Origin of the sequence: Emticicia agri (assembly GCF_004168285.1) — a bacterium.
GTDB classification, from domain to species: domain Bacteria; phylum Bacteroidota; class Bacteroidia; order Cytophagales; family Spirosomataceae; genus Emticicia; species Emticicia agri.
Genome location: NZ_SEWF01000013.1, coordinates 119,077 through 135,479, shown reverse-complemented (window position 1 = coordinate 135,479; position 16,403 = coordinate 119,077). Strand labels below are relative to the sequence as shown.

At 39.1% G+C, this 16,403-nt stretch carries 12 protein-coding genes; 6 read left to right on the top strand and 6 right to left on the bottom strand.

The genetic code is table 11. The features are described 5' to 3' along the window. From EWM59_RS11210 to EWM59_RS11200, 3 genes are all read right to left on the bottom strand, one after another. On the bottom strand, positions 1-2,955 hold a 2,955-nt coding region (locus EWM59_RS11210; protein ID WP_130021066.1), incomplete at its 3' end, for a hypothetical protein. Between the two features lie 12 nt (positions 2,956-2,967). Continuing rightward, the gene (locus EWM59_RS11205) at positions 2,968-3,969 is read right to left on the bottom strand and encodes a hypothetical protein (protein ID WP_130021065.1); all 1,002 of its coding nucleotides are present in this window, start codon (positions 3,967-3,969) and stop codon (positions 2,968-2,970) included. Positions 3,970-4,283: 314 nt separating this feature from the next. Next, positions 4,284-6,005 (bottom strand): M3 family oligoendopeptidase, encoded by a 1,722-nt coding sequence (locus EWM59_RS11200; RefSeq protein WP_130021064.1) that lies wholly within the window; start codon positions 6,003-6,005, stop codon positions 4,284-4,286. Positions 6,006-6,208: 203 nt separating this feature from the next. Here EWM59_RS11200 and EWM59_RS11195 point away from each other — a divergent pair, with 203 nt between their 5' ends. The 4 genes from EWM59_RS11195 to EWM59_RS11180 are packed head-to-tail and all read left to right on the top strand — an operon-like array spanning position 6,209 to position 12,459. Then, on the top strand, positions 6,209-6,922 hold the full coding sequence (locus EWM59_RS11195) for an SGNH/GDSL hydrolase family protein (protein ID WP_130021063.1): 714 nt from the start codon (positions 6,209-6,211) through the stop codon (positions 6,920-6,922). Between the two features lie 28 nt (positions 6,923-6,950). Next, positions 6,951-8,246 carry an acetylxylan esterase gene (locus EWM59_RS11190; protein WP_130021062.1) on the top strand — a complete coding sequence of 432 codons (1,296 nt, stop codon included), beginning with the start codon at positions 6,951-6,953 and terminating at the stop codon, positions 8,244-8,246. Beyond that, positions 8,243-10,300 carry a ComEC/Rec2 family competence protein gene (locus EWM59_RS11185; protein ID WP_130021061.1) on the top strand — a complete coding sequence of 686 codons (2,058 nt, stop codon included), beginning with the start codon at positions 8,243-8,245 and terminating at the stop codon, positions 10,298-10,300. The genes EWM59_RS11190 and EWM59_RS11185 overlap by 4 nt, the downstream gene beginning before the upstream one ends. A gap of 53 nt (positions 10,301-10,353) precedes the next feature. Next, positions 10,354-12,459 (top strand): TonB-dependent receptor, encoded by a 2,106-nt coding sequence (locus EWM59_RS11180; RefSeq protein WP_130021060.1) that lies wholly within the window; start codon positions 10,354-10,356, stop codon positions 12,457-12,459. A 34-nt stretch (positions 12,460-12,493) separates the two neighbouring features. Here the strand turns inward: EWM59_RS11180 and EWM59_RS11175 are convergent, their stop codons facing one another. Beyond that, positions 12,494-13,627, bottom strand: coding sequence for a lactonase family protein (locus EWM59_RS11175; protein ID WP_130021059.1), 1,134 nt, complete (start codon positions 13,625-13,627; stop codon positions 12,494-12,496). Between the two features lie 271 nt (positions 13,628-13,898). Here EWM59_RS11175 and EWM59_RS11170 point away from each other — a divergent pair, with 271 nt between their 5' ends. Together EWM59_RS11170 and EWM59_RS11165 are read left to right on the top strand one after the other, a co-directional pair. Then, on the top strand, positions 13,899-14,465 hold the full coding sequence (locus tag EWM59_RS11170; protein ID WP_130021058.1) for a GNAT family N-acetyltransferase: 567 nt from the start codon (positions 13,899-13,901) through the stop codon (positions 14,463-14,465). A gap of 72 nt (positions 14,466-14,537) precedes the next feature. After that, positions 14,538-15,386 (top strand): methylated-DNA--[protein]-cysteine S-methyltransferase, encoded by an 849-nt coding sequence (locus EWM59_RS11165; RefSeq protein ID WP_130021057.1) that lies wholly within the window; start codon positions 14,538-14,540, stop codon positions 15,384-15,386. 4 nt (positions 15,387-15,390) lie between these two features. Here EWM59_RS11165 and EWM59_RS11160 read toward each other — a convergent pair whose 3' ends face one another. Both EWM59_RS11160 and EWM59_RS11155 read right to left on the bottom strand, forming a co-directional pair. Then, entirely contained in the window at positions 15,391-15,651 is a 261-nt protein-coding gene (locus EWM59_RS11160; protein ID WP_130021056.1) for an Ada metal-binding domain-containing protein, read from the bottom strand. Continuing rightward, complete coding sequence (locus tag EWM59_RS11155; protein ID WP_130021055.1) at positions 15,648-16,361, bottom strand: 2OG-Fe(II) oxygenase; 714 nt, start codon at positions 16,359-16,361, stop codon at positions 15,648-15,650. The genes EWM59_RS11160 and EWM59_RS11155 overlap by 4 nt, the downstream gene beginning before the upstream one ends. Between the last annotated feature and the right edge of the window lie 42 nt (positions 16,362-16,403).

Below are 16,403 nucleotides of genomic sequence, written 5' to 3'. Positions count from 1 at the left end.
AATCGTGAAATTGATATTCGATAAAGTCGTCTGACCGGAAGGGATTACTATATTTGTCCCCAAGCCAATTCCCGGGTCAGTATTGATGAAATACTCTGCTTTTACTATGGATGCTACAGGAGGAGTTACCACATTGTTCAATTGTCGCATCAGCGGTTCACTCCATTTGCCATTTTCATCTTTGGTTCTGATGTACAGATAATTCGTTCCCGATGGCAAACTCCCCGAGGGAATTGTGAAATTGATATTCGATAAGGTCGTCTGACCCGATGGAATAACTATATTCGTCCCTAAGCCAATTCCCGGGTCGGTATTGATGAAATACTCGGCTTTTACTATTGATGCCACAGGAGGAGTTACCACATTATTCAATTGTCGCATCAGCGGCTCGCTCCATTTACCATTTTCATCTTTGGCTCTGACATACAGGTAATTCGTTCCAGTTGGCAAAACTCCTGAAGGAATCGTGAAATTGATATTCGATAAAGTAGTCTGACCAGAGGGTATAACTATATTCGTCCCCAAGCCAATTCCAGGGTCGGTATTGATGAAATACTCTGCTTTTACAATTGATGTTACAGGAGGATTCACCACATTATTCAATTGCCGCATTAGTGGTTCGCTCCATTTGCCATTTTCATCTTTGGTTCTGACATACAGATAATTTGTTCCGGCTGGCAAACTTCCCGAAGGAATCGTGAAATTGATATTCGATAAAGTCGTCTGACCGGAAGGGATTACTATATTTGTCCCCAAGCCAATTCCCGGGTCAGTATTGATGAAATACTCTGCTTTTACTATGGATGCTACAGGAGGAGTTACCACATTGTTCAATTGTCGCATCAGCGGTTCACTCCATTTGCCATTTTCATCTTTGGTTCTGATGTACAGATAATTCGTTCCCGATGGCAAACTCCCCGAGGGAATTGTGAAATTGATATTCGATAAGGTCGTCTGACCCGATGGAATAACTATATTCGTCCCTAAGCCAATTCCCGGGTCGGTATTGATGAAATACTCGGCTTTTACTATTGATGCCACAGGAGGAGTTACCACATTATTCAATTGTCGCATCAGCGGCTCGCTCCATTTACCATTTTCATCTTTGGCTCTGACATACAGGTAATTCGTTCCAGTTGGCAAAACTCCTGAAGGAATCGTGAAATTGATATTCGATAAAGTAGTCTGACCAGAGGGTATAACTATATTCGTCCCCAAGCCAATTCCAGGGTCGGTATTGATGAAATACTCTGCTTTTACAATTGATGTTACAGGAGGATTCACCACATTATTCAATTGCCGCATTAGTGGTTCGCTCCATTTGCCATTTTCATCTTTGGTTCTGACATACAGATAATTTGTTCCGGCTGGCAAACTTCCCGAAGGAATCGTGAAATTGATATTCGATAAAGTCGTCTGACCGGAAGGGATTACTATATTTGTCCCCAAGCCAATTCCCGGGTCAGTATTGATGAAATACTCTGCTTTTACTATGGATGCTACAGGAGGAGTTACCACATTGTTCAATTGTCGCATCAGCGGTTCACTCCATTTGCCATTTTCATCTTTGGTTCTGATGTACAGATAATTCGTTCCGGATGGCAGACTTCCCGATGGTATCGTGAAATTGATATTCGATAAGGTTGTCTGACCAGAGGGGATTACTATATTTGTCCCCAAGCCAATTCCAGGGTCGGTATTGATGAAATACTCTGCTTTCACGATTGATGCCGCAGGAGGAATCACCACATTGTTCAATTGTCGCATGAGCGGTTCGCTCCATTTACCACTTTCATCTTTGGTTCTGATATACAGATAATTCGTTCCCACTGGCAAATTTCCCGATGGTATCGTGAAATTGATATTCGATAAGGTCATCTGACCAGAGGGAATAACTATATTTGTCCCCAAGCCAATTCCCGGGTCGGTATTGATGAAATATTCTGCTTTCACTATTGCAGCCGCAGGAGGGGTTATCACATTATTCAATTGCCGCATCAAAGGTTCACTCCATTTACCACTTTCATCTTTGGTTCTGATATACAGATAATTCGTTCCCGCTGGTAAACTCCCTGAAGGAATCGTGAAATTAATATTCGATAGGTTCGTCTGGCCTGATGGAATAACTATATTCGTCCCTAAGCCAATTCCAGGGTCGGTATTGATGAAATACTCTGCTTTTACTATGGATGCCACAGGAGGAGTTACCACATTATTCAATTGTCGCATCAGCGGCTCGCTCCATTTGCCATTTTCATCTTTAGTTCTGATGTACAGATAATTCGTTCCTGCTGGCAGACTCCCCGATGGTATCGTGAAATTGATATTCGATAAGGTCGTCTGACCGGAGGGGATAACTATATTCGTCCCTAATCCAATGCCCGGGTCGGTATTGATGAAATATTCCGCTTTTACTATTGCAGAAGCAGGAGGAGTTACCACATTATTTAATTGCCGCATCAAAGGTTCGCTCCATTTGCCATTTTCATCTTTGGTTCTGACATACAAATAATTCGTTCCTGCTGGCAAACTCCCCGAAGGAATCGTGAAATTAATATTCGATAAGGTCGTCTGGCCGGAGGGAATAGTAATATTTACTCCGGAACCAAAACCGGGATCGGTATTGATGAAATACTCTGCTCTTACTATCTGGGGTGTCAGTGGGTTAGTTGCCCCAAGAATTGTTTTTTCAAATACCATGCTCCATTTACCATCATCACCCCGAGCCCTTATAAATAACTTATGCAAGCCGGGTAGTAAACTGCCAACAGGTACATTGAAAGTCAGGTTGTTAATCTGCTTCTGTAAAATGGGGTTAATCGGAACATTTGTCGCTAACCCTATGCCCGGGTCAGTGTCAACAAAAAACTCAATTTTGTTGATATTCTGACCAAAAGAATGGATTGTGATTAAAATGCCCACCATTAGCCCCCAAAGGCTAATTTTATGATTCATTTTAATACTGGTTTAGTTACGTTTGATACTGATAGTAATCGGAATATTTCCACCGGAAGGTGCTCCTTGGGTAAAGGCAGTAATCATCGGAAAAGGAGGAATGCCTGACAAAATATAAGGCCTTGTGCCGGCAAAAACGCCACAGTCTATCCCTCCGACTCCTCTGGCTTTTGCAGGAGAACTGGCGTGAAGCACAAAATTATCATCTTCTAAATTATCAAAAGTACGAGGTTCTGCAACTACAAAAATAGTATTAGTGGCGGTTGTAAAAAAGTTATTGTTTGCAGGAGTTCCTGTACAACCTACACATACATTGTTATAAACATTAATATTTGAGGAAAAAGTTAATGCCGGCGTACCATTCTGATAAATAATATTGTTATAATAAATTGAGGTATAGTCAGCCCCTCCAAAAATAATATTGTTTCTGATGATATTATCATTACCTGATGTTTGAACAGAACCAAAAATAATATTATTGCTTATCAATGAATTAGTCATTGATATATTAGATTGATTGATGTTACCAACGATAAAACAATTGGCTATCACAGCATTATTTAAAAAAGTACTACTACCAACAATTTCATTAAATATACAATACTCAATATTTATTTCTGATCCGGAATTAGAGAAGCTAATGTTATCAAAGTTGCCATTAACCCCTTTCACCTCTAATCCATACACTTTTGAACTACCGGAATTAGTGCTGAAGCTAATATTACTGACCGTGGCAGAACGCTTATCAAATGGTGTATTGGGGTTTTTGCTAAGCAGATAACCTGGGCCTATCACAACCACTCGTTTGTTTATAAATAAACCGCCATAATTAATAGCTGAAGGTTCTATATAAATAGTATCTCCTGCCGCAGCGGCATTAATTGCATTAGTAAAATTGGCAAAAACGAGGTTCGCAACCAGTGTTACTCCGGGGTTATTATTTACCCGACGAATGGTAGCCTGTAATTGTGAAACTGTTACCAGTAAGAACAAAAGTAAAAGAAATTTTTTCATAGCATTATATGATTAAAAATTTAGAAATGATATTGTTTTCTAAGATGCAGTATTAATTACCGGGTTGGGTTAGGGGGTCAGATAGCAGCTACTATTTGAACATTCAAAAGTAGAGAGAGGGATATTCAAAAAAAACTACTAAATGTAGTAGGGGTATAGATTATCTATATACATGAAAAATCCCATATAAATTAGCGTTTTAAGGCTGCTTTACATGGGATTTGAAATAATTTTAGGTTAATTTACCAAGGTTAGACTACTGCTAAACCGTGAATTCGACCGTGCGTTGGCAAATTCAACAGCAAAAATACTCCCTACTTCAACTTCTCCAACTCCCCCTCCACAAATGCCATCAATTCGGCAATGTATTCTTTTGAAAAGTCAAATTTGATGTTGGCGGCTTCGTAGATTTTGCCGATTGGAGCAGTGTAGCCTAATTTCAACGCGTTCAGGTATCCTGCCAGTCCTTCCTGAGTATCTTGCTTATAGTTTCTCCAAACACTGATAGCCCCTAACTGTGCCATACCATATTCGATATAATAAAAAGGCAACTCAAAAACGTGTAACTGGCGTTGCCATACATATTTTTTGAAACGCTCAAAACCTTTCCAACTGGTTACTGAGTCGGTGAATAACTCATAAATTTTCAGCCACGCCTCCTGACGTTCTTCGACACTATGAGTCGGGTTCTCATAAATCCAGTGTTGAAATTTATCAATGGTGGCAATCCAAGGTAGTACCTCTAAAATATCTTCTAAATGCTCTACTTTGGCACGTTTCAGGTCTTCTTCATTAGCAAAGTAAGCATTCCAGTGTTCCATCGAAATCAACTCCATCGACATAGAGGCTAATTCTGCTACTTCTGATGGTGTATTTCGGAAAGCGTTGATAGGCAAATCTCTTGTTTCAAAAGAATGGATGGCGTGTCCACCCTCATGCACCATTGTTACTACATCTCGCAGATTTGAGGTAGCATTCATAAAAATAAAGGGCACTCCTATTTCCTCTAATGGGTAGTTATAGCCACCCGGGGCTTTACCTATACGAGATTCCACATCAAAATGCCCCATTGTACGCATGATACGAATATAATTCGCCAATCGGGCATCAATACTTGTAAAGCATTGAACCGTTTTATCTAAAAGGTCTTCTCCATTGTCAAAAGGCTTTAAGGCGGGTTTTCCATCAATATCCACTTTTAAATCCCACGGGCGCAGTTCATCTACTTTCAGTTTCTCTTTTCTTTCCTGAGCCATTTTATTTACCAATGGCACCACGGTTTCCGCCACAGCCTCGTGGAAATTGAAACAATCCTGAGGCGTATAATCAAAACGACCCATCGCAGCAAACATGTAATCCCGATAATTGGCAAATCCGGCATTGATACCCATCTGGTGGCGAATGTCTCTTAGCTCATTAAACAGGTTATCCAGCTTTTCATGCTCCTGATAACGGCGTTCTGAAATTTTTGTCCATGCTTCTTCTCTGACTGCTCTATCTGGTGAAAGTAGAAAATCTCCTGCTTTTTGCAAAGTCATTTCTTCTCCGTTCATGTTTACAGTCATTCCACCTGTAATAACCTGATATTCGGTTTGCTTGGTTTGTACCTGTGTGGCCAACGGAATATTTTCTTCACGGAATATCTCTACTGCTTTTTTCATGCCACGAACCGAAATATCAAAGCCTTTATCCTGTAACTGGCTTAAATAAGGACTTTCCAAAGCCTTTTTATTCAGTTGATCGTCGTAGGCTGATGCGTTGGGGAGAATCTGCTCTACAAAAAAATGATAGTTTTTTTGTTTTTCTTCGCTGGCAGTATCGCAGGTCATTTTTATATAACGCCATGCCATATTTTCTGACAAATACGACTCTAATTCGCTACGGTCAATAAACCACTGGCGAAGTTCCTGAACATTATTGATAGGACGATTCACCAGATTTTCGTATAAGGGTTGTACTTCTGCCCATGAAGTCAATAAAAACTCTTCTCCTATAAATTTGCGGGCTTTTCGCTGAGGGATTGCTATTTCTTCCATAATTCTGTTTTTCTGTGCTTAATAAATGTGGCGCAAATATATACCATTCTTTAAACCCTATGATTAATAAACTGATATAAATAACAATTCGCTTTCAATAAAGATTCGGATGTCTATGCTATCGGGCATTTTGCCTAATTTTTTGTTTTTTTATTGATTGTTCTTTCATTTTTCAAGTAATTCGTAAAAATATCTATTAAACTATGAACAAAAAACCCTTACTATTACTCATTACATTGATTGCCCTGATTATTGGCTGTCATAAAACGCTAACCCATACACCAACTGCCGAGAAATTCACACTCAACTACGAGGTCAATCGTTTTGAAAAAGAAATTGAGGCCTACGAAAAAGCCGATGCCGCTATTGGATTAGACAAATTGCAAGGTCAGACCATATTCTATGGCAGTTCAAGTATCAGGCTATGGAAAAGTCTGAAAGAAGATTTTGCGCCAATGCCTGTCATTAATCATGGATTTGGTGGTTCTACTTTCCCTGAAATGACCTATTATGCCGAACGTATGCTGGTGCCTTACAAGCCCGAAAAGATTGTACTTTATTGTGAAAACGACCTTTTTTCGGGCAAAGACAAAACACCTGAACAGGTATTTGACTCTTTTGCTGAATTGGCTACACTGATTCAGAATAAGTTACCAAAAACAAAGGTGTACTATATTTCGATGAAGCCTTCTATTTCGAGAAAAGACAAATGGCACTTGACAACCAAAGCCGATGCTTTGATTAAAGCCTATATAGATAAACATAAGAACTTCACCTATATGAATATTGTACCAGTAATGTATAGACCCAATGGCACTGTAAACGGAGAGTATTTTATTAAAGATAGTTTACACATGACCCCCAAAGGTTATGCACAATGGACTTCGGTTGTCAGACCTATTCTTCTTAAAAATTAAAATAACCTGTATTCAACCCCTATTCAACATGAAAAAAAATTTACTTATTCTGGGTCTTAGCCTTATAGCTACTCTGACATTTGCCCAGCCTGCCGAACGGCTGATTAAAGTAATTGTTGCCCCCGAACATGACGACTGGACGTACAAAATCGGAGAACCTGTAAAGTTTTCAGTAATGGTATTGAAATACGGAAATCCGGTTAAAAATGCCAAAATCGTTTATCAGATTGGGCCTGAGAAGTTTGAGACCAAAAAAGACAGTACAGTTTTAAAAGATGGTATTATAAAATTAGACGGCGGAACCATGAATACTGCCGGATTTTTACGATGCACAGTAATAGCCAAAATAGACGGCAAAGAATACAGAAATCTGGCAACGGCTGCCTTTGAGCCTGAGAAAATTCAGCCTGCGGTAGAGCTACCAACCGACTTTGTGCAGTTCTGGGATAAAGCCAAAGCAGACTTAGCTAAAGTACCGATGGATGCCCAGATGACCTTGCTGCCCGAACGTTGTACAGAAACTGTAAATGTCTATCATATAAGCCTGCAGAACTACCGTGAATATGGTACGGTACGTTTATATGGTATCTTGTGTGTACCTAAAAAAGAAGGAAAATATCCGGCGTTGTTAAGAGTACCCGGTGCAGGTGTAAGACCTTATGGCGGAGACATCAGAACAGCAGAGAAAGGAATCATTACGCTTGAAATAGGCATTCACGGGATTCCGGTTACGATGGAACCCTACATCTATACCAATTTAGGTGCAGGGCCGTTAAATGCTTACTGGACTTATAATCTCGATAATAAAGACTTATATTATTTTAAACGGGTATATTTAGGCTGTTTGAGAGCCAATGATTTTCTGGTAAGTCTGCCACAATTTGACGGGAAAAACTTAGCAGTTACAGGCGGAAGTCAGGGCGGAGCTTTATCAATCGTTACTGCAGGACTTGATCCACGAGTAAAATGGACAGCTCCTATTTATCCTGCTTTGGCTGATATGGTGGGTTATCTGAAAGGACGTGCAGGTGGCTGGCCACATATTTTCGATAAAAATAATCCGCATAACAATACAGAGGCTAAAATCAAAACTGCTTCTTATTATGATGTAGTGAATTTTGCGAAGCACGTAAAAGTACCTTGTTTCTATTCGATGGGCTTCAATGATGAAACTTGTCCGCCAACCTCTATGTGGGCGGTATATAATGTAATTAATTCAAACAAGACCTTGAAACTTTATCAGGAAACCGGCCACTGGACATTCCCGGAAGAAAATGAAATGGTCATGAACTGGTTATATGATAAATTATTAGTAACCAAATGAAATTCAACGCCTTTCCTGTAGTTAGATATCTTCTGTGTTTGATAGCAGGAATACTGGCGTATTTGCAGACTCACTATTTCCATACAGTTTTTTATTACTTAGCAATAGCGTTACTCATCACGCTATTGCTAAGTATTTTTTTGGGCAACGCTTTACTAAGAGGTCTATCTGCCTGTTTATTGCTGTCTTTGTCAGGGTGGGTACTCACTTATTATAAAACTGCTATCAATAATCCTGGGCATTTTACAAATCAAGGGGCTTTTACCTATTATCAGGCTATTATTACCTCAAATACTGAGGTAAAGCCAAAAACCTATAAGGTTGAAGCGGAAATGCAACAGGTCAGGACTTCAGAAAAATGGCAAAAGGCTACTGGAAAAATTCTGCTTTATTTTAATAAAACAGAAGCGAAAAGACCACAATACGGTGATATTTTTCTGATAAAAAATATGCCTTCAGAGGTTGACTCACCAAAGAACCCTGAGGAATTTGATTATCGTCAATTTTTACATAATAAGGGTATCTATGCCCATCATTTTCTGTGGCAGAACGAATACCTACAGGTAGGTCATCAAGTACCCTCACAAGTACTCAATATTGCTTACCAATCCAATCTTTATGCGGATAGTGTTTTCAAGGCTCATTTAGAAACTATCAATGAATACGCGCTTACCAATGCGATGGTAGTAGGCACACGCAATGATATTGATGATGATTTGCTGAATGCTTATTCAGCTTCCGGTGCTATTCACGTTTTATCGGTTTCAGGAATGCACGTGGGGATTTTGTTTTTAGTATTATCTGTTGTTTTAAAATGGATAAAGACAAGAATCAGCTATGGCAACTGGATTTTTACGATTATTGTATTGATTCTTTTATGGGCTTATGCAGTTTTTACAGGCTTATCTTCAACTGTGCTACGAGCAACGGTGATGTTTTCTTTTATACAGATTGGTACTACTATTAACCGACAGCATAATATCTATAATATTTTAGCAGTTTCGGCTTTGGTATTACTTTTTTACAATCCTTACTGGCTGGTTGATGTGGGTTTTCAGTTGTCGTATCTGGCCATTATTGGCATTGTTTATTTGCATCCTTATCTCAATCAACTGATTAATCCTACGAATCCAATTATCAGGGTTCTATGGGAGGGCACAGTCGTTTGTTTTGCTGCACAGTTGTTTACTGCGCCATTGAGTATTTATTATTTCCATCAGTTTCCAACCTATTTTCTGATTGCCAATCCTTTTGTGGCTTTCTTTTCTTTTTTTATTTTGCCTGCGGGCTTATTACTTCTTGTTTTTTCGTGGCTTCCTGTTGTCTCTACTTTCTTTGCATGCCTTTTAAAATGGTCATGCTATCTGTTAAACGAGACTACCTTTATTATCGAAAAGTTGCCGTTATCAACGCTGAAAGGATTTTCCATTTCTGTACCTGAATTACTGGCCTGGTATGCTGTTATCTTTTTAATTATTGCATTTTTTCGTCATTCCGAATTAAAGTATTTGCGGGTTTCAGTAGTATTGCTTGTTAGTTTGGCTTTGTTTAATATTTATGAAGATTATCAGCAAAGTCGGCAAAAACAACTGACGTTTCATTTTATTCCCAAGCAAATAGGCATCAGTGTATTTGATGGAAAGTCAGTAGCATTTTTAGGTGATTCAAATGTGATTGGGAATAAAAAACTATATAATTTTCATCTGAAAAACTATTATGACAAGCAGGGTGTTTCTAATCAGAATCTGTTGAATATTGAAGCCTATACCAACAAACAAGGCATGACATTTTTAGATTTTGAGGGAAAGAAAATTGTATGGTTACAAAAGCCGTTTAAAGGTGCCTTACAAGGCAAAGCAGATTATGTTTTATTATCAAATAATGCTATCAGGAATCTGGCACCTTCTTTTGCTGGCTTCCAAACCGATTTGATTATAATAGATGAGTCCAATAAAAGCTATCTGGTAGAAAAGTTGAAACATCAGGCAGATAGTTTGCGTTTAAATCTTGTAGCCTTGCGTGATGTGGGTGCTTATTCTATTACCAGCCAATAGCATCTCAATAGTTTTACAATCAATAATGCCATAGCTTCTAACTCTAACATCTAATGAAATTTAAAAGTTTTACTATTTCTCTATTCCTTATTACTCTTTCACTTTCTTCTTTCGCACAAGAAACAGAGACAGATACCATTACCAAACAGCTAAGTGAGGTAATTGTAAGAGGCTTTGAAAGTGGCCGAAAACTCACCGAAACAGCCGCATCGGTTGGGGTATTGACTATTAAAGACATTGAACGATTCCAGAATACTACCTTAGTACCCGTTTTTAATACTTTGCCCGGTGTACGTATGGAAGAACGTTCTCCCGGAAGTTATCGACTTTCTATCAGAGGTAGTTCTATTCGTTCGCCTTTTGGTGTTCGTAATGTAAAGATTTACTGGAACGATATTCCGTTGACTGATGGAAATGGCAACACCTTTCTGAATGCTATTGATATGAATACTGTGGGCAATATAGAGGTAATCAAAGGGCCTGCGGGGAGCATTTATGGCGCAGGAACTGGTGGTGTATTACTTCTTGGTAGTAATAAAGCCGATGCCTCTCAAAATGCTAAAGAAAAATCCAGAAGTTATATCAATACATCCTTAGGTTGGGGAAGCTATGGTTTGCACAACCGTGCCATTTCTTGGAATCTGGCTACTGAAAAAATTAATTCGGTTGTGAGCTATGCACATGTCCAGTCTGATGGGTATCGAGAGAATAGTGCTTTAGTAAGAGATGTATTAAGCTGGCGTTCAAATTTCTTTGTTTCGTCTCATAAGACACTAAATGTGTCTGCTTTATACTCTGATATGAAATATCAGACGCCCGGAGGACTTACTCAGGCACAAATGGATGCAAATCCTCGTTCGGCTCGACCGTCTACACCTGTTATTCCCGGACCAATTGCACAAAAAGCAGGAATTTATCAGAAGTTATTCAATTTAGGACTTTCGCAGGAATATCGTTTTAATGAACGCTGGACAAATGTAACGGCTATCTATGGCATGTTTTCGGAATTACAGAATCCTTTTATTACCAATTACGAAATTCGTAATGAACAGACTTTTGGCGGACGTACACGCAGTACTTATGCTTTTCGCACAGGTAATTTACCTTCTCGCCTGACATTTGGAGGAGAGTTTCAGAAATCAGACTGGGTAATCAGAAATTTTGGTAACAGAGGTGGTAAAATAGATACTTTACAAACCAACGATAATGTTGGGTCGTGGAGTTATTTTCTGTTCACCCAGTTAGAAACAGACCTGCCGCAAGATTTTATCCTTACCATTGGCGCAAGTTACAACCGGGTAAAGTATGATTTTTTAAGGATTTCAGATGCGCCAAATATTAAGCCTATCGATAAATTTCTGCCTTCTGCTTTTTTACCACGCATAGCTTTATTGAAGAAAATTAAAGATAAAGTTTCCATTTTTGCCAGTATAAGTAGTGGTTTCTCACCGCCTTTGGTAAATGAGTTTATAGCAGGTTATCAAAGTACCAGCTTTTTACCTTCACTGGCTTCTGAAAGAGGTATCAATTATGAAATAGGTACAAGAGGATACCTGTTTAACCGTCGGTTATCTTTTGATGCTACCGCTTATGCCTTCCGTTTACAGAATACTATTGTGAGACGTGTGGACGAGGCAGGAAGCGAAATCTTTACCAATGCCGGAGGTACTTTACAGAATGGGCTGGAAATTTCATTAAATAGCTGGTTGGTGAGGAACACAGAAGCACATGCCATTCATGAAGTACGGCTTTTTACCAGCTATACCTTGGCCGATTACCAGTTTAAAAACTATACGCAACTACAAACAGACTTATCGGGCAAAAGCCTGACAGGTGTACCTCGCAATATTTGGGTATCAGGATTAGACATGACTACCAAACCCGGTTTTTACCTGAACTCAACCATTAATTTTACCGACCGCCTGCCTGTAAATGATGCCAACACTGTTTATGCCAATAGTTATTGGTTATTAAACGCCAGAATAGGTTATCAGCAAACATTCAAACCTCTGGCTCTCAATATTTACGTAGGTGGCGATAATTTGCTAAACCAATTATACAGCCTCGGCAATGATTTAAATCCGGTAGGTAATCGTTTCTTCAACCCTGCTCCTACCCGAAACTGGCAGGTTGGTGGGAATGTGAGGATATATTTATAAAATGAGAGAGGGCTGTTGTCAGCCCTCTCTCATTTTATTTATCCACCTTTATCATCTTCAAACAAACAGGCATTGACACTTTGAGTTCTTTACCTGTCGGGGTTAAAGTTCCTTTTTCGGCATCTCTTTTAAAGACAACGATATTGTCACTATCCTGATTGGCGACTAATACCCATTGACCGCTTGGGTCAATCATAAAATTGCGAGGGGTTTTGCCTAAAACGGGTTCGTTCTTGATGTACGTCAATTTACCCGTTTTCTGGTCTATGCTATAAACTACCAGATGGTCATAAAAACGATTTGAGCCATACAAAAACTTACCATCTGCCGAAATATGAATATCCGCACACGAATTATTGCCTTTGTAGTCAGAGGGTAAGGTAGAAATGGTTTGTATTTCCTTTAATGCGCCATTGGCATAATCATAAGCGGTTACCGTGTAATTTAATTCCTGAATAACATAAGCCCATTTACCATTCGGGTGAATTGTAAAATGGCGAGGACCTGCCCCATTAGCGGTTTTTGTGGCGGCAGGGTTTCCAACAGTCAAGTTTCCTGTTTTTGCATTCAGTTTATAGCTTACAATTTTATCTATACCCAGGTCCGGCACAAATACATCTACATTGTTAGGTGCTATATTTACCGAATGTACATGTGGCTTTTCCTGGCGGCTTGTATTTACTCCTTTTCCTTCGTGGTTAATTGTTTGTGTAGGTTTGCCCAAAGTCCCGTCTTTCTGAATAGGTAATACAGTCAGGTTTCCTCCCATATAGTTTCCAACCAATGCCCATTGGCCTGTTTTGTCAATAGAGATATGGCATGGGCTACCTCCTTCGGCTGACTGGGTATTCAGTTTGGTAAGTTTTCCTGTTTTATTATCAAAACCATAGGCATTTACGGTACCGTCTTGTGTTTCACCTACGGCATATATAAATTTGTGGTTGGGAGCCACATCTAAAAACGTAGGGTTTTTAAGGCCACTGGTTTTATCTATCATAGCCGAAAAATCTCCTGTCTGGGTATTAAATTTATAAACATACATACCATCGCTTCCTTTGTTGGTGTATGTACCCACTATCAGGTAATAATCGTTTCCTTGTGAATAGCTATTATAAGACATCAGTAGAAGCACAGATAAGCCGAAAAAACAAATATTTTTGAATGACATAGTAAAGAGAGGTTAAGAGTCTGTTTAAATTTTATTATTCTGACCGAAAAGGGCAGATTTTTTAGATAGGCAAGCGGACGCCGCGCGGGCGTATTTTGTAGACGTAGCCAGCAGCTACGACGAAAAAATACAACGCAGCATAGCTGAAAAATCTGCCTTTGAAGGTCGAATCATAAATTTTAAACAGGCTCTAAATAGTTTTCAATATAAAATCTATCAAATATAGATACTTTTTAGGTTTTTTGTTTATTTGCACCTTTCAAATACAAATATGCAAAACCTGATAATTACCACCGTACAAAGCGAAGCAGATGTGAGAGGGATTCTGGCACTTCAGCAAAAAAACTTAAAAAAAAACCTTACACCCGAGCAAATTGAGAGCCAGGGTTTTGTAACCGTTGAGCACGACCCTGCCGTTTTGCAAGCCATGAATCATGCACAGCCAAGTGTTATTGCCAAAGATGGAGATACAGTAGTGGGCTATTGTTTAGCTATGTTACCAGAATTCAGAAATGATGTACCTGAAATCAGAAGCCTTTTTGATACTATTGATTTAATCGAGTTTGAAGGTCGTCCCTTAAAAGAGTTCAATTATGTAGTAATGGGGCAGGTGTGCGTGGGTGAGGGTTATCGGAGTATCGGACTTTTTGATAAAATGTATCAGCAATTACGAGCCGAATTATCAGATAAATATGAAATGTGTATTACCGATATTTCGTCTAAAAACGTACGTTCACAAAAAGCACATGCCCGTATAGGATTTCAGAATATTAAGGATTTTGATGACGCCCAACTGAACGAAATATGGCGTGTAGTGCTATGGGATTGGCGTTCGTAATGTCAGCAATAATCAGATTGTAGTCATGCTGAAACCATCGTAATTTTGATATAACAAAACAATCAGAAAAAGATGGAAACTATCGAAAATCAAGAACTAATAGATTATAACAGAATAGAAAAAGCGATTCATTTTATTGAAGAAAATTTTCAGCAACAACCAAGCCTGAAAGAAATTGCCGACCATGTAGCTTTGTCAGAGTTTCACTTTAACAGGCTTTTCAGTAAATGGGCAGGTACAAGTCCGCAAAGATTTATGCGTTTTCTGACAAAAGAATTTGCCAAGCAAAAATTAGCCCAAACCGATAATCTGTTAGAGGCAACTTTTGAATCAGGGTTATCAAGTACAAGCCGCCTGCACGATTTATTTGTTAGCTATGAGGCGATGACACCTGCCGAATTTAAAGCCAAAGGCGAGGGGCTTATCATTCATTACGGGATTCATGAAACGCCCTTCGGCGAATGCCTGATTGCTGTAACAGGGAGAGGCATTACCGATTTACGTTTTTTAGAAAATGAAGATAATACAGATGTACTCAATCAGCTAAAAGAAGATTTTGCCAGGGCTGAAATCATTTTCGACAATAACTTTACAAAACCTTTTATTGAGCAGATATTCTACGAATCTGAGGATAAAGATACTCCTCTCACCCTTTTGTTAAGAGGCACTAATTTTCAGATAAAAGTATGGGAAGCCTTATTAAAGATTCCTTTCGGACAAATGGTGAGTTATGATACTATTGCACAGGCCATAGGCAAACCCGGTGCGCACAGAGCTATTGGAACAGCTATAGGAAGTAATCGTTTAGGTTATATCATTCCATGCCACAGGGTGCTGCAAAAAATTGGTGGTATTGGTGGCTACCGTTGGGGAACAACCCGTAAAAAAGCGATATTAGGCTGGGAAATGGCACGGGCTTAATGATTTACCTTTGATTCTTCCAAAGCAAATATTCTTTTCTCATACAAACGGCACAGGGGCGATAACCTGAGTTAATCGCCTCTGTTTCGTTTTCAAAAAATACCCTGTTTTCTACCTTCATTCTTTTACCCGTCGTGCAATCTATCCGGCCATAGATTTTCAGATTCTTGTTTCCTCCCAAAACTATCTTCCCACTTTTTATCTTTAGCAACAATACCCTTGACCTTGCAAAAGGCTTATCGCCTAAATCTTTGTGTATTATCATTGCGCATCATGAAAAATAATTCCGAGATTGATTCTTTCGCCACTGCGTACCTCGCTTACGCCATGCCGCATAGAAGTACGATAATAACCTTTTGCACCTAAAACCGGACGAAAATTAGTGGTAAAAATAACCGCCTCTCCTCGGTCAGGTTGCAGCACTATTGGTTTAGATTGCATCCGGGGGCGGTTTTCTACCATCACCAACTCCCCTCCTGTATAATCAACCTGTGCCTGAGTCAGGAAAAATACTATCTGAAAAGGAAAATACACCTTGCCATATAAATCCTGATGCAGGGCATTCCAGTCACCTGTATGGTATTTGAGGATTAATGGCGTAGGGCGAATCTGTCCTGCCTGATGACATTTTTCTAAAAGTGCTTCTAATTGTTCAGGAAAACGCTGTTGAATACTTAATTTACTCATCCAGTCATTAGCAATAGCAGCTAAATAAGGATAAATTGATTGGCGTAATTGTGTAATAATGTCGGGCAGGGGATATTTGAAATATTTGTATTCTCCACTTCCAAACTGATAACGCTTCATATCAATAGTGCTTCGATAAAGCGTATTATCATTGTATGAAGTTGCTAATTGCTTACATTGTTGGTCAGAAAGAATTTCAGGTAAAACGGCATAGCCTTTTTTATTCAGGCTTTCGGTGTGTAATGACCAATCTAAGTTTTCTATGTGTTGAGTGATAGTTGCTGACATATTAATGATTTTTATAGGAGCAAAAATGAATAAAGGATTTTA

Bases quoted from the DNA above. Each gene is read 5' to 3' on its own strand.
- EWM59_RS11205 (WP_130021065.1), bottom strand. From the start codon at position 3,969: ATGAAAAAATTTCTTTTACTTTTGTTCTTACTGGTAACAGTTTCACAA.
- EWM59_RS11200 (WP_130021064.1), bottom strand. From the start codon at position 6,005: ATGGAAGAAATAGCAATCCCTCAGCGAAAAGCCCGCAAATTTATAGGA.
- EWM59_RS11195 (WP_130021063.1), top strand. From the start codon at position 6,209: ATGAACAAAAAACCCTTACTATTACTCATTACATTGATTGCCCTGATT.
- EWM59_RS11190 (WP_130021062.1), top strand. From the start codon at position 6,951: ATGAAAAAAAATTTACTTATTCTGGGTCTTAGCCTTATAGCTACTCTG.
- EWM59_RS11185 (WP_130021061.1), top strand. From the start codon at position 8,243: ATGAAATTCAACGCCTTTCCTGTAGTTAGATATCTTCTGTGTTTGATA.
- EWM59_RS11180 (WP_130021060.1), top strand. From the start codon at position 10,354: ATGAAATTTAAAAGTTTTACTATTTCTCTATTCCTTATTACTCTTTCA.
- EWM59_RS11175 (WP_130021059.1), bottom strand. From the start codon at position 13,627: ATGTCATTCAAAAATATTTGTTTTTTCGGCTTATCTGTGCTTCTACTG.
- EWM59_RS11170 (WP_130021058.1), top strand. From the start codon at position 13,899: ATGCAAAACCTGATAATTACCACCGTACAAAGCGAAGCAGATGTGAGA.
- EWM59_RS11165 (WP_130021057.1), top strand. From the start codon at position 14,538: ATGGAAACTATCGAAAATCAAGAACTAATAGATTATAACAGAATAGAA.
- EWM59_RS11160 (WP_130021056.1), bottom strand. From the start codon at position 15,651: ATGATAATACACAAAGATTTAGGCGATAAGCCTTTTGCAAGGTCAAGG.
- EWM59_RS11155 (WP_130021055.1), bottom strand. From the start codon at position 16,361: ATGTCAGCAACTATCACTCAACACATAGAAAACTTAGATTGGTCATTA.